This window comes from Cupriavidus sp. 05N39 (genome assembly GCF_056397325.1).
The window spans coordinates 41,152-54,580 of the sequence record NZ_JBFTNE010000042.1; the positions used below are offsets into that span (position 1 = coordinate 41,152).

General features: G+C 66.2%; 12 protein-coding genes. 5 read left to right on the top strand and 7 right to left on the bottom strand.

From position 1 onward, the window contains the following. Entirely contained in the window at nucleotides 1-801 is an 801-nt protein-coding gene (locus AC1DN0_RS21010; RefSeq protein WP_035866458.1) for a BPSS1780 family membrane protein, read from the top strand. A 42-nt stretch (nucleotides 802-843) separates the two neighbouring features. On the opposite strand, the gene AC1DN0_RS21015 is transcribed toward AC1DN0_RS21010, so the two are convergent. Further along, nucleotides 844-1,629, bottom strand: a complete 786-nt coding sequence (locus AC1DN0_RS21015; RefSeq protein WP_477102295.1) for an amidohydrolase family protein — start codon at nucleotides 1,627-1,629, stop codon at nucleotides 844-846. 174 nt (nucleotides 1,630-1,803) lie between these two features. On the opposite strand from AC1DN0_RS21015, the gene AC1DN0_RS21020 reads away from it, so the two are divergent. Both AC1DN0_RS21020 and AC1DN0_RS21025 read left to right on the top strand, forming a co-directional pair. Further along, nucleotides 1,804-2,571, top strand: coding sequence for a GntR family transcriptional regulator (locus AC1DN0_RS21020; RefSeq protein WP_477145968.1), 768 nt, complete (start codon nucleotides 1,804-1,806; stop codon nucleotides 2,569-2,571). A 73-nt stretch (nucleotides 2,572-2,644) separates the two neighbouring features. Continuing rightward, nucleotides 2,645-3,622 carry a tripartite tricarboxylate transporter substrate binding protein gene (locus tag AC1DN0_RS21025; RefSeq protein ID WP_477111851.1) on the top strand — a complete coding sequence of 326 codons (978 nt, stop codon included), beginning with the start codon at nucleotides 2,645-2,647 and terminating at the stop codon, nucleotides 3,620-3,622. 24 nt (nucleotides 3,623-3,646) lie between these two features. Here AC1DN0_RS21025 and AC1DN0_RS21030 read toward each other — a convergent pair whose 3' ends face one another. Beyond that, nucleotides 3,647-6,007 carry a UvrD-helicase domain-containing protein gene (locus tag AC1DN0_RS21030; RefSeq protein ID WP_441631583.1) on the bottom strand — a complete coding sequence of 787 codons (2,361 nt, stop codon included), beginning with the start codon at nucleotides 6,005-6,007 and terminating at the stop codon, nucleotides 3,647-3,649. Between the two features lie 298 nt (nucleotides 6,008-6,305). On the opposite strand from AC1DN0_RS21030, the gene AC1DN0_RS21035 reads away from it, so the two are divergent. Together AC1DN0_RS21035 and galU are read left to right on the top strand one after the other, a co-directional pair. Then, entirely contained in the window at nucleotides 6,306-9,173 is a 2,868-nt protein-coding gene (locus AC1DN0_RS21035; protein ID WP_477111852.1) for a valine--tRNA ligase, read from the top strand. Between the two features lie 52 nt (nucleotides 9,174-9,225). Beyond that, nucleotides 9,226-10,104 carry a UTP--glucose-1-phosphate uridylyltransferase GalU gene (gene galU, locus AC1DN0_RS21040; protein ID WP_441631587.1) on the top strand — a complete coding sequence of 293 codons (879 nt, stop codon included), beginning with the start codon at nucleotides 9,226-9,228 and terminating at the stop codon, nucleotides 10,102-10,104. A gap of 76 nt (nucleotides 10,105-10,180) precedes the next feature. Here the strand turns inward: galU and AC1DN0_RS21045 are convergent, their stop codons facing one another. The 5 genes from AC1DN0_RS21045 to AC1DN0_RS21065 all read right to left on the bottom strand — a co-directional run bounded on the left by AC1DN0_RS21045 (nucleotide 10,181) and on the right by AC1DN0_RS21065 (nucleotide 13,319). Beyond that, entirely contained in the window at nucleotides 10,181-10,408 is a 228-nt protein-coding gene (locus AC1DN0_RS21045; RefSeq protein WP_011297045.1) for a sulfurtransferase TusA family protein, read from the bottom strand. Nucleotides 10,409-10,489: 81 nt separating this feature from the next. Beyond that, complete coding sequence (locus tag AC1DN0_RS21050) at nucleotides 10,490-11,077, bottom strand: NUDIX hydrolase (protein WP_045236076.1); 588 nt, start codon at nucleotides 11,075-11,077, stop codon at nucleotides 10,490-10,492. 44 nt (nucleotides 11,078-11,121) lie between these two features. Further along, nucleotides 11,122-12,153 carry a threonine aldolase family protein gene (locus AC1DN0_RS21055; RefSeq protein ID WP_441631592.1) on the bottom strand — a complete coding sequence of 344 codons (1,032 nt, stop codon included), beginning with the start codon at nucleotides 12,151-12,153 and terminating at the stop codon, nucleotides 11,122-11,124. 120 nt (nucleotides 12,154-12,273) lie between these two features. Next, nucleotides 12,274-12,462, bottom strand: a complete 189-nt coding sequence (locus tag AC1DN0_RS21060) for a 4-oxalocrotonate tautomerase (protein ID WP_035866483.1) — start codon at nucleotides 12,460-12,462, stop codon at nucleotides 12,274-12,276. A gap of 83 nt (nucleotides 12,463-12,545) precedes the next feature. After that, nucleotides 12,546-13,319 (bottom strand): class II aldolase/adducin family protein, encoded by a 774-nt coding sequence (locus tag AC1DN0_RS21065; protein WP_477102297.1) that lies wholly within the window; start codon nucleotides 13,317-13,319, stop codon nucleotides 12,546-12,548. Nucleotides 13,320-13,429 lie beyond the last annotated feature (110 nt).

Here is a 13,429-nt window from a genome sequence, read left to right on the forward strand (position 1 = left end):
ATGCAATTACTGGAAGTCTCCGCCAAGGAAGGTTATGTCTGGTTCCGCCAGGGTGTCTGGCTGTTCCGCAAGAACCCGCTCGCCTTCCTGATGCTGTTGTTTGTCTACCTGATCGCCGCGCAGCTCGCGGTGTTCGTGCCGCTGATCGGCATCATCGCGCTGCTGGTGGTCACGCCTGGCCTGTCGGTCGGCATCATGACCGCCTGCCGCGAGGTGATTCTGAACAAGCGCGTGCTGCCCACCGTGCTCTTGGCCGGTTTCCGCGGCAACGGCAAACAGGCCAGCCGCAACCTGCTGGTGCTGGGCGGCATCTATGCGGGGCTGGTGTTCGTGCTGAGCCTGATCGCGGGCAGCCTGGTGGATATCAGCACGCTGGTGCCCATCCTGCTCAAGGAAGAAGCGCCGTCGGCCGAGGCCGTGCGCCAGCTCTACTTCGCGCTGATGATCGGCGCCGCGCTGTACACGCCGATTGCCATGCTGTTCTGGTTTGCCCCCCTGCTCACGGCATGGCACAACGTGCCGCCAGTCAAGGCGCTGTTCTTCAGCTGGACCGCGTGCTGGCGCAACCGTGGCGCGTTCCTGGCCTACGGCGTGGTGTTCGCGGTATTGCTGGTGGCGGTGCCTTTTTTCCTCGAGGCGTTGTTCGGCGCGCTGGGGGCCGAAGCGGTGCTGTCCTTCCTGGTCACGCCGTATTCGCTGCTGATGCTGGCGATCATGTATTGCTCGTTCTACGCCACCTACCGCGGCTGCTTCAATGTGGTGCCGGAGCAAGCGGCGGGCAGGACGGACGTGGCCGCCTGAAGACCTGACGGCTGGCGCCGGCCCAGGCGTGACCTGCCCCCGTCACGCGGCCGGCAGGTCGAACAACCGCGCCGCATTGCGGTCCGGCGCTGCCGCCAGCGGCCCCAGCCACTCCCATACCTTGCGCTGCAGGCCGCCATAGTCGGCCTCGGCCTCGTGATTGGTCCACGGCCAGTCCGATCCCCATAGCAGGCCTTGCTCGCCCAGGCAGTGGTGCCAGCCGGCCACCACGCCCGCCAAGTCGGCCGCCACGCGATATGGCGCGCTCAGCTTGACATAGACCTCCCTCTGCCCGCGCCACTGCGCGGCACAGGCCAGCATCGGCGCATCGCCCTGCGCGCCGGCCGCCGGCTTGCCGAAATGATCCAGCACCAGCGCAATCGGCACCGCCGGCAGCCAGGCCTGCAACTCGTGCAACCGGCCGGGATCGGTGTGCAACTCCAGGTGCCAGCCCAGCGCGTGGGCCGCCTCCAGCAGCGCGGGCCAGCGCGCATCACGCCATGATGCGTCTGCGTGCCGTCCCACCATATTCCAGCGCAGGCCGCGCACGCCCAGTCCATGCAGGCGCGCCAGCTCGCCAGCGGACACCGCCGGGTCCAGCACGCAAACGCCTCGCAGCGCGCGCGAAGCCGCCAGCGCCGCCTCCAGTTCGCTGTTGTCGCTGCCAAAGAAACTCGGCTGCACCACCACGCCCGCGCGCACGCCGTGCGCGCGGGAGATGGCTTGCCACTGCGCCAGGCTGGCGCCGTAGGCAGGCCGGTAGCGCGCACCGCCCACGGCGGGGGCATCTGCGGAAAACACGTGGAAATGGGTATCGATCTGGAACATGTTCTGGCCTGGGGGACGGCGCATGCCGCGCATGGATGTTAGCGCCTGCCACCTTGCGCCGGCCAGGCGCGCGATGGTTGACACCAGTGCCCCTCCATTCTATGCTCTAGTCCTATAGATGACTAGATACCTCGGCAATGAACATCGGCCGGGGCACGCACCCCGGAGACACGAATGCCCGACCGCTCCACCCTGCCCGCCCCGACGGGAGCCGGCCTTGACGCCTCGCCCGCCAGCCTGGYCGCGCCACGCTGGGCCCGCATCGCAACCGCGCTCAAGGGCCGCATCCTGGCCGGCGAATGGGCTTCCGGCACCGCCATTGCGGCGGAGAGCGCACTGGCGGAGCACTACGGCGTGGCGCTGGGCACCATGCGCGCCGCCATCCAGGCGCTTGTGGACGAAGGCCTGCTGGAACGCGTGCATGGCCGCGGCACCTTCGTGCGCGGCGCGCTGACGGGCGCCACCATGGCGCGGTTCTTCCGCTTTGGCGATGCCGGCTCGGAGATCCCGGAGTCGCGCATCGTGTCGCTGCGCACGCTGGCTGCCCCGGCGGATGTAGCGGCGCAGCTTGGACTGGCAACGGGCACGGCAGTGCTTCGCGTAATGCGCCAGCGCGGCTGGGAAGGCCAGGTCCGGCTGCTGGAGACCATCTGGCTGCCAGCGGCGCTGTTCAGCGAACTGGCCGCTCTCAAGCCCGCCGAGTTCGCACCCCTGCTCTACCCGATGTATGCCGGGCGCTGTGGGGTCACGGTCGGCCGCGCCGTCGACGACTTGCGCTTCACCCGGCTTGGCGCGCGCGAGGCCGCCCAGCTGGCCTTGCCGGAGGGCCATCCGGCGCTGGCGGTCAGCCGCGTAGCCTTCGACCTGGCGGGGCGGCGTGTGGAGTTCCGCCAGACGCTGGGCAATGCCGACGATTTCCACTATCGCGCCGAGGTTCGCTGAACTTCCCGAGAGCGCGCCGCCGCAAGCGCGGGCCGGCGCAGCTTCCCATACCGATACCGACCCGAGGAGACCCATGCGATTCCCAACCCGTCTTTGCGCCAGCGCCCTGTGCTGGCTCGCCGCCGGCACCAGCGGCTTTGCGCACGCGCAGGCCTGGCCTGCCGCCAAACCCATCCGGCTGGTGGTCACCTACGCGCCCGGCGGCGGCGCAGACACCATGGCCCGCATGATCTCGCCGCGCCTGGGCCAGGAACTGGGCCAGACCATCGTGGTCGACAACCGGCCAGGCGCGGGCGGCCAGATCGGCACGGACCTGGTGGCCAAGTCGGCGCCGGATGGCTACACGGTGTTGCTCGATGCCGCCTCGTTCGCGGCCAACCCGTCGCTCTACAAGCGGCTGCCCTACGACCCGGTCAAGTCCTTCGTCCCGGTCTCGGTGCTGGCGCTTTATCCCAATATGCTGGTGGTGAATCCGAAGTTCCCGGCCAAGTCCACGCAGGAGCTGGTCGCGATGGCCCGCGCCAAGCCGGGCAGCATTGCCTATGCCTCATCGGGCAACGGCTCGGCCCAGCACCTGGCGGGCGCGCTGTTCGCGCAGCGCATGAAACTGGACTTGCTGCATGTGCCGTACAAGGGCGGCGGCCCCGCCATGGCCGATGTGATTGCCGGGCAGGTGCCGGTGTTCTTTGCCAATACAGCCTCCGGCCTGCAACATGTGCGCGCCGGCAAGCTGCGCGTGCTCGGCGTGACCGGCGCCAGGCGCACGCCCATCCTGCCGGACACGCCGACGCTGGCCGAGTCAGGCGTGCCGCAATATGAAGTCTACGAGTGGAATGGGGTGTTCGTGCCGGCAGGCACGCCGCCGGAGATCGTCAAGCGCTTGTCGGATGCGATCCGCAAGGTCATCAACCTGCCAGAGAACCGCGAGCGCGTGACCAGCCTGGGCGGGGAGATCGTGGCCGGCACGCCGGCCGAGGCGGCAAAGTTCATCCAGGCCCAGACGACCGAATGGGCCAAGGTGATCAGGGAAGGCAACATCCAGCTGGACTAGCCGCCTCCCTGATCGCCAGGCCGTTCAGTCTATCGGGTCCAGCTTGGCCACCGACAGCACCAGCCACTTGGCGCCGTGGCGCTTGAAATTGATATTGGCGCGCGCCCCCTCGCCCTCGCCTTCCAGCCCGGTGATCACCCCCTCCCCGAACTTGTTGTGGAAGACGCTCTGGCCGATGCGCAGGCCCGCGCCGGCCTGGCGCTTGGCGTCGGCATAACCGTTGCCGGTGTCCATGCCGCCGGTGGGCTGGGTGCCCGAGTAGGGCACGTCCTCCGCCCGCTTGAACCAGTCGCGGCCCCAGCCGCCTTCGCTCTGCTGGCGGCGCTGCTGGGTGCCGCCGCCATAGGCCTGCGCCGGCGGCATGAGCCACTTCAGCGATGCGTCGGGCAGCTCCTCGAAGAAGCGCGACCGCACGTGGTAACGCATCTGCCCGTGCAGCACGCGGCTTTGCGCGAACGAGAGGTAGAGCCGTTCGCGCGCGCGCGTGATCGCCACGTACATCAGGCGGCGCTCTTCCTCCAGCCCGTCGGATTCCTTGGCGCTGTTCTCGTGCGGGAACAGGCCTTCTTCCAGCCCGGTGATAAAGACCGCGTTGAACTCCAGCCCCTTGGCGGCGTGCACCGTCATCATCTGCACCGCATCCTGGCCGGCCTGGGCCTGGTTGTCGCCGGCTTCCAGCGAGGCATGGGTGAGGAAGGCCACCAGCGGCGTCATCACGGCCGGCAGCGCTTCGGGATCGAGCACCTGCTGGGCCTGGTCGCCGTCGGCCAGCACCGGCAACTGCGCGCCCTCGCGCCCGACCGGGATCGCGCTGGCCAGCGCGTCCAGCCCGTAGCCTTCTTCCGTCACGAACGCCTGCGCCGCCGTCACCAGTTCCTGCAAGTTCTCAATGCGGTCCTGGCCTTCTTTCTCGCCGCGATAGTAGTTGATCAGGCCACTGGTGTTGGTCACGTACTCCACCGTTTCCGGCAGCGTCATGCGGCGCGTCTCGGCGCGCATCTGCTCGATCAGCCGCACAAAGGCGCCCAGCGTGCTGCCGGCCTTGCCGGGCACGTAGGCTACCGCCTCCGCGAGCGAGCAGTCGTACTGGCGCGCCGCATCCTGCAGCGATTCCAGCGAACGCGCGCCGATGCCGCGCGCCGGGAAATTCACCACGCGGCCGAAGGCGGCGTCATTGCGCGGGTTCTCCAGCAGTTGCAGGTAGGCCAACGCGTGCTTGACTTCGGCGCGCTCGAAGAAGCGCAGGCCGCCGTACACGCGATAAGGGATGCCCGACGAGAACAGCGCGTGCTCGATCACCCGCGACTGCGCGTTGCTGCGGTAGAGAATGGCAATCTCCGAGCGGCTCATGCCCTGCGCGATCAGGTCGCGGATCTCTTCCACCAGCCAGGAAGCTTCCTGGCCGTCGGAGCCGGCCTGGAACACCCGCACCGGCTCGCCGTGACCGGCATCGGTGCGCAGGTTCTTGCCCAGGCGCCGCGCGTTGTGGGCAATCAGGTGGTTGGCCGAATCCAGGATGTGGCCGTGCGAGCGGTAGTTCTGCTCCAGCTTGATCATGTGGCGCACGCGGAATTCATCCTCGAAGTCCCGCATGTTGCCGACATTGGCGCCGCGGAAGGCGTAGATGCTCTGGTCGTCGTCGCCCACGGCGAACACCGCGGCCGGGCTCTGCGTGCCGAAGCCCGCCAGCATCTTTAGCCACCGGTATTGCAGCACGTTGGTGTCCTGGAACTCGTCCACCAGCACGTGGCGGAAGCGATGCTGGTAGTGCTGGCGAATGGCGTCGTTGTAGCGCAGCAGTTCGTAGCAGCGCAGCAGCAGTTCGGCGAAATCGACCACGCCTTCGCGCTGGCACTGCACGTCATAGGCGGCGTAGAGGTCAACGAAGCGGCGGTTGAAGTCGTCGTTGGCCTCCACATCGGCCGGGCGCAGGCCTTGCTCCTTGGCGTTGTTGATGAAGTACTGCAGGTTCTTGGCCGGGTACTTCTCGTCATCGACGTTGAGCGACTTGAGCAGGCGCTTGAGCGCGGAGAGCTGGTCCTGGCTGTCGAGGATGGCGAAGGTCTGCGGCAGGCCGGCGTCGCGGTAATGGGCGCGCAGCATGCGGTTGCACAGGCCGTGGAAGGTGCCGATCCACATGCCGCGCGTATTGATGGGCAGCATCGAGGTCAGCCGCGTCATCATCTCCTTGGCGGCCTTGTTGGTGAAGGTCACCGCCAGCAAGCCCGCCGGGGACACCCGGCCGTTCTGGATCAGCCACGCGATGCGGGTGGTCAGCACGCGCGTCTTGCCGCTGCCCGCCCCGGCCAGGATCAGCGCCGGTTCGTCAGGCAATGTGACGGCGGCTAGTTGTTCGGCATTGAGATTGGCAAGCAGGTCGGACATCGGGGAGGCCTTGTGGAGTGCCCCGAATTATACCGGGGTACCCGCCGGCATCCCCGGCGCTTCGCCGCGCGTGGCGCCATGACGCAAAAACAGCACAATCCCTCTGACATCCCACCTTCCCCCCCTCCCGGCAAGGCCGGGCGGCACGCCAGGGAAGGCACGAATCGTCGCCGGCGCACCGGTCCCGGCCCGAAATCGCGCGCCCTCCACCCGCCTCCCCTATAATTTGACGTTTTCCCGGCGCGTTGCCCTTGCCCGCCTGGCCCGCAGAATCCGACGTAATCATCGACATCCGAGCATGACCGCCCAAGACCAGTCCCTTGCCAAGAGCTTCGAACCCGCCGCCATTGAGGCCAAGTGGGGCCCAGAGTGGGAGAAGCGCGGCATCGCGAAGCCGACCCTAGATCCGGACCGCCCGGACTTCTGCATCCAGTTGCCGCCGCCGAATGTGACCGGCACGCTGCACATGGGCCATGCCTTCAACCAGACCATCATGGACGGGCTGGCCCGCCACGCCCGCATGACCGGCGCCAACACGCTGTGGGTGCCCGGCACGGACCACGCCGGCATCGCCACCCAGATCGTGGTGGAACGCCAGCTGGAAGCGCAGGGTGTGTCGCGCCATGATCTTGGCCGCGAGAAATTCATCGAGAAGGTATGGGCCTGGAAGGAAGAGTCCGGCTCGACCATCACGCGCCAGGTCCGCCGCATGGGCGCCTCGATCGACTGGAGCCGCGAGTACTTCACCATGTCGCCGGAGATGTCCAAGGCGGTGACGGAAGTGTTCGTGCGCCTGTACGAGCAGGGCCTGATCTACCGCGGCAAGCGCCTGGTCAACTGGGATCCGGTGCTGGGCACCGCGGTGTCCGACCTGGAAGTGGAGAACGTCGAGGAAGAAGGCTCGATGTGGCACATCCGCTATCCGCTGGCCGAGCCCGATACCGTGCACGGCCTGACCCACCTGACCGTGGCCACCACCCGTCCGGAGACCATGCTCGGCGACGTGGCGGTGATGGTGCACCCGGAAGACGAACGCTACGCCCACCTGATCGGCAAATCGGTGCGCCTGCCGCTGACCGGCCGCGATATCCCGGTGATCGCCGACGATTACGTCGACCGCGAATTCGGCACCGGCGTGGTCAAGGTAACGCCCGCCCACGATTTCAACGACTATGCCGTGGGCCAGCGCCACAAGCTGCCGCAGTTGTCGATCCTGACGCTGGACGCAAAGATCGTCGCCGATGCGCCCGCTGCCTACGCTGGCCTGGACCGCTTCGAGGCGCGCACCCGCATCGTCGCCGACCTCAAGGCGCAAGGCCTGCTGGCCGAGGTCAAGAAGCACAAGCTGATGACGCCGCGCAGCGAGCGCACCGGCAGCGCCATCGAGCCGATGCTGACCGACCAGTGGTTCGTTGCCATGAGCAAGCCGGCGCCGGAAGGCACCTTCAATCCGGGCCGCTCGATTGCCGAAGTCGCACTGGATGCCGTGCAGAGCGGCGAGATCAAGCTGATCCCGGAAAACTGGAACAGCACCTACAACCAGTGGCTGGAGAACATCCAGGACTGGTGCATCTCGCGCCAGCTGTGGTGGGGCCACCAGATCCCGGCCTGGTACGACGAGTCCGGCAAGTGCTTCGTCGCCCGCACCGAGGAAGACGCGCAGGCCCAGGCGCGCGCGGCCGGCAGCACCGGCCCGCTACGCCGCGAGGATGATGTGCTCGACACCTGGTTCTCGTCGGCCCTGGTGCCTTTCTCCTCGCTCGGCTGGCCTGCCGAGACGCCGGAGTTGCAGCATTTTCTGCCTTCGTCGGCACTTGTTACCGGCTACGACATCATCTTCTTCTGGGTGGCGCGCATGGTCATGATGACCAAGCACTTCACCGGCAAGGTGCCGTTCCACACCGTGTATGTGCACGGCCTGGTGCGGGATTTCGAAGGCAAGAAGATGAGCAAGTCCGAGGGCAATACCCTGGACCCGGTCGACCTGATCGACGGCATCGACCTCGACACCCTGGTCAAGAAGCGCACCACCGGCCTGCGCCGTCCCAAGGACGCGCCCAAGATCGAGAAGAAGACCAAGAAGGAATTCCCCGAAGGCATTCCCGCCTTTGGTGCGGATGCACTGCGCTTCACCTTTGCCTCGCTGGCCACGCTGGGCCGCAATGTCAACTTCGACACCGGCCGCTGCGAAGGCTATCGCAACTTTTGCAACAAGCTGTGGAACGCCACGCGCTTCGTGCTGATGAACACCGAAGGGCACGACTGCGGCATGGGTCCGTGCAGCCATGACTGCGGCCCCGACGGCTACCTGCACTTCTCGCAGCCGGACCGCTGGATCGTGTCGCTGCTGCAGCGTGTCGAGGCCGAGGTGGAGAAAGGCTTCGCCGAGTACCGCTTCGACAACATCGCCAGCGCCATCTACAAATTCGTCTGGGACGAATACTGCGACTGGTACCTGGAACTGGCCAAGGTACAGATCCAGAACGGCACGCCCGCGCAGCAGCGCGCCACCCGCCGCACGCTGTTGCGCGTGCTGGAAACGGTGCTGCGCCTGGCCCACCCGATCATCCCCTTCATCACCGAAGAGCTGTGGCAGAAGGTGGCGCCGCTTGCCGGCCGTGCCAAGGGCGACGGCAGCGAGACGCTGGCGCTGCAAGCCTACCCGCTGCCGGCCATGGCCAAGATCGACGAAGCCGCCGAGCAATGGACCGCGCAGCTCAAGGCCGTGGTCGATGCCTGCCGCAACCTGCGCGGCGAGATGAATATCTCGCCGGCGCAGCGCATTCCGCTGTACGCCGAGGGCGACAGCGCCTTCCTGACGTCGGCCCAGGCCTATGTGCAGGCGCTGGCGAAACTCTCCGAGGTCAAGGTATTCGAAGACCAGAATGCCCTGATGGCCGAAGGTGCGGGCGCTCCGGTGGCTATCGTCGGCGGCAACCACCTGCTGCTGAAGATCGAAATCGACGCGGCCGCGGAACGCGTGCGGCTGGCCAAGGAAATAGAGCGCATCAGCGCCGAAATCGGGAAATGCCGCGGCAAGCTCTCCAATGAGAGCTTCGTCGCCAAGGCACCTCCCGCCGTTGTCGCGCAAGAAACCCAGCGTCTGTCGGATTTCGAACAGACGCTGGTCAAGCTGCAGGATCAAATACAGCGATTGCCGGCATGAGCTTTGCGTCACCAGCAGGGCTATGTACACCGAAATGATAAGGAAACCTGATATGGAAACCCGTGTCACCAAGGCTGTCTTCCCGGTAGCCGGTCTCGGCACTCGTTTTTTGCCGGCTACCAAGGCGAGYCCSAAGGAAATGCTGCCCGTGGTSGACAAGCCGCTGATTCAGTACGCCGTGGAAGAAGCCATGGCCGCTGGCATCACCGAGATGATCTTCGTGACCGGCCGCTCCAAGCGCGCCATTGAGGATCATTTCGACAAGGCCTACGAGCTCGAGGCGGAACTGGAGGCCAAGAACAAGCAGGCCCTGCTCACCCTGGTGCGCTCGATCAAGCCGTCGCACGTGGAGTTTTTCTACGTGCGCCAGCCCGAGGCCCTCGGCCTTGGCCACGCCGTGCTGTGCGCGGAAAAGCTGGTGGGCGACGCACCGTTCGCCGTGATGCTGGCCGATGACTTGCTGGATGGCGAGCCCCCGGTGATGAAGCAGATGGTGGACCTGTACGGCCACTACAACTGCTCGGTGCTGGGCGTGGAAGAGATCGCGCCGGAGCAGAGCCGCTCCTATGGCGTGGTCGCCGGCCGCGAATGGGACGAAGGCGTGATCAAGGTATCCGACATCGTCGAGAAGCCCGCGCCCGAGAACGCACCGTCCAACCTGGGCGTGGTGGGCCGCTACATCCTCACGCCGCGCATCTTCGACCATATCCGCAATCTCAAGCCGGGCGCCGGTGGCGAGTTCCAGCTCACCGATGCGATCCAGTCCCTGCTCAGCCAGGAGCAGGTGCTGGCTTACCGCTACAACGGCGTTCGCTACGATTGCGGCAGCAAGCTGGGCTACCTGAAGGCTACCGTGGAGTTTGCACTCAAGCACCCGGAAGTCATGGACGAGTTCGGCGCCTACCTGCGCGCGCGCACCGACAACATCTGAAACGCGGCCATCCTTGTCGCCATGAAAAAAGCCGCGAAAACGCGGCTTTTTTCATGGCGACGGCACTGAACCGGATTTAGCGCCTGCGCATGTAGAACACAAACACCTTGTCGACTTCCTGATGCGACAGCAGTTCGTTGCCGGTCTGCTTGGCAAAAGCCTGGAAATCGCGCGTGGCGCCGGGGTCGGTGGCAAGCACCTTGAGCACGTCGCCGCTGGCCATGTCGGCCAGCGCCTTCTTGGTACGCAGGATCGGCAGCGGGCAGTTCAGCCCCCGCGCATCCACTTCTTTCTGGAACTCCATTCCTCTCTTCCTTGGTTCAGGGCTTTCAGGGCCTGTCATGACCGTCGTGGCCACGGCAGCCATGCCTGCCTCTATCGATGTCTATGACCGGTATTGTAGCGAAATGCCCGGCACTCCCAAGCCATCGCGCCGGCGCGGATCGGGAATGTCCTCGCCGGTCTGGCGATCGAAGAAACGCACCGGATGCCCGCGCGAGGCCAGCCAGTCCGCCACCGCGAAGCCCGTGCCCGCCGACCAGATCCGCATGTCCTCGGGCGCCACCAGCTTGTAGTCGGCCAGCTCCTCCGACAGCGCGATCTCGCCGCTCGCCTGCACATGGTAGGCAATGATCAGCTCGTTCTTGCGCATGAACTCGTAGACGCCGATCAGCGATACCGATTGCGCGTCGAGGTTGGTTTCCTCCTTCAGCTCGCGCGCCACGCCCTGCTCCGGCGTTTCGTCACGTTCCAGGAAACCGGTCACCAGCGCAAACATTTTCTCCGGCCAGGCGGCGTTGCGCGCCAGCAGCAGCTTGCCTTCGTATTCCACCACTGCGGCAAGCACCGGCAGCGGATTGTTCCAGTGGACAAAGCCGCACTCTGGCTGAATGCAGGCATCGCGCTCGCGGCCGGAGTGCGGCAGCAATTCCAGCGGCGAGCCGCATTGCGGACAGTATCGGTAGACGGACATGCGGGGGCTCCTTCCTTTATGTGGTCTTGTTATGGTGGGCGCGTTCAGGCGCCGCAGGCAATGCGCATATCGGCCGCCAGCGCCTCGACGGTCTCCGGCTGCAGATCCCACGCGCACATGAAGCGGCAGCCGCCGGCACCGATAAAGGTGTAGAAGCGCCAGCCCTTGGCACGCAGGGCCTCGATCGCGGGAATCGGCAACTCGGCAAAGACCGCGTTGGACTCGGTCGGGAACATGATGCGCACGCCGGGAATGCCGGCGATACGCTGGTGCAGCAACTGCGCCATGGCGTTGGCGTGGCGGGCGTTGCCCAGCCACACGTCGTTCTCCAGCAAGCCCAGCCACGGCGCCGAGATAAAGCGCATCTTGGAGGCCAGCTGCCCGGCCTGCTTGACGCGGTAGGCGAAATCCTCGGCCAGCTTGCGGTCGAAGAAGACCACCGCCTCGCCCACCGGCAGGCCGTTCTTGGTGCCGCCGAAGCACAGCACGTCGACACCCGCGCGCCAGGTGATCTCCGACGGATGCACCCCGAGCGAAGCCACGGCGTTGGCAAAGCGAGCGCCATCCATGTGCACGCGCAACTGGCGACGCTTGGCGATGGCGGCGATGGCGCGAATCTCCTCCACCGTGTACACCGTGCCAACCTCGGTCGACTGCGTCAGCGACACCACCTTGGGCTTGGGATAGTGGATATCGGAGCGGCGCGTGACCAACGCTTCGATCGCGTCAGGCGTGAGCTTGCCGTTGGCGCCCGGCGCGGTCAGCAGCTTGGAGCCGTTGGAGAAAAACTCCGGACCGCCGCACTCGTCGGTCTCGATGTGCGCCAGCTCATGGCAAATCACTGAATGGTACGACTGGCACAGCGCCGACAACGCCAGCGAATTCGCCGCTGTGCCGTTGAAGACGAAGAACACCTCGCAGTCGGTCTGGAACAGATCGCGGATGCGGTCGCAGACTTTCTGCGTCCACGAATCGTCGCCGTAGGCCTGTTCGTGGCCGCTGCCGTTGGCTTCGAGGAAATACTTGAGCGATTCCGGACAGAAGCCGGCGTAGTTGTCGGAGGCGAAATGCTGCATGGGGAAATCCGTGGCGGGTGGYGAGGCGCGAGCCGCTGGCGTTGGGGCTTGTGGCCTTTGGCCTGGCGGCTGGCTGGTTTGAAGCTGGCTCCGGTCTGGCTTGCCGTGGCCTGGCGTGGCTTATTTCTTGTCAGCCCACAGTTCCCCGCCGGTGGCCCAGTTCTCGCGCTTGATGTCGGTAATGATGATATCCACGGCCGAGGCCGAGCAGCCGAGCGTTTCGCAGGTAACGCGGGTGACTTCCTCGACCAGCTTGCGCTTTTGCTCGATGGTGCGGCCTTCGAAGAGTTCTACATGGTAAGTCGGCATGGTTTGATTCCTGTTGTCTGGTTATATTGCCGGGCCTGGGGATGCGGGGTGGACGCGCATCCCGACCGACGGGCCCGGGTCCGTCAATCGCGGTACGAACCATCGATTCTATCCAGTTTGCGCAACAACGATGGCCATTCCAGCGCGCCTTCGACGGCGCCGTCGTCGTGAAGCTGCTCGGAAGCCCGTTGCGCCAGCGCGTGCGGCGGCTGCACGACCTGTCCGCCGGCCTGCGCGCCCAGCTGGATCTCGCACGCCTTGATGAGGGTCGCCATCAGCACATAAGCCTCGGCCACGGTCCGGCCCACCGTCAGCGTGCCGTGGTTGCGCAGCAGCATGGCGGGATGCTGGCCCAGCGAAGCGGTCAGCCGCGCGCCCTCGGCGGGCGTGAAAGCCAGCCCCTCGTAGTCGTGGCAAGCCAGGCGGCCATAGAAACGCATGGCATGTTGCGACAGCGCCAGCAGGCCGCAGGCCTGGGCCGATACCGACACGCCGGCGCTGTTGTGCAGGTGCATCACGCACACCGCATCCGGGCGCGCGGCATGCACCGCGCCGTGCAGCGCGAAGCCGGTGACATTGACGGGATGCGCGCTTTCGCCCACCACCTCGCCACGCCCGTTGATCTTGACCAGGTCGCTAGCGCGGATCTCATCGAAGGCAAAACCGAAGGGATTGATCAGGAAGTGACCGGGCTCGCCAGGCACGGTGGCCGAGATATGCGTGTAGATCAGGTCATCCCAGCCCTGCAGGGCGCACAGGCGGTAAGCCGCGGCCAGGTCGGCGCGCATGCGCAGTTCGGCCTGCGTGGCGGGCTGGGTGGCGCCCGCGGCACGGGCGGGCTGCAAGGCAAAGGACATGGACGGTCTCCTGCGCCGCCCCGCGCGCCGGTTCTGCCAACCGGCACCGTGGACGGCGAAGGCGATACTGTAGCGCAAGCCAGGTGCGGCGTCAGGGCGTCCCGCAACGG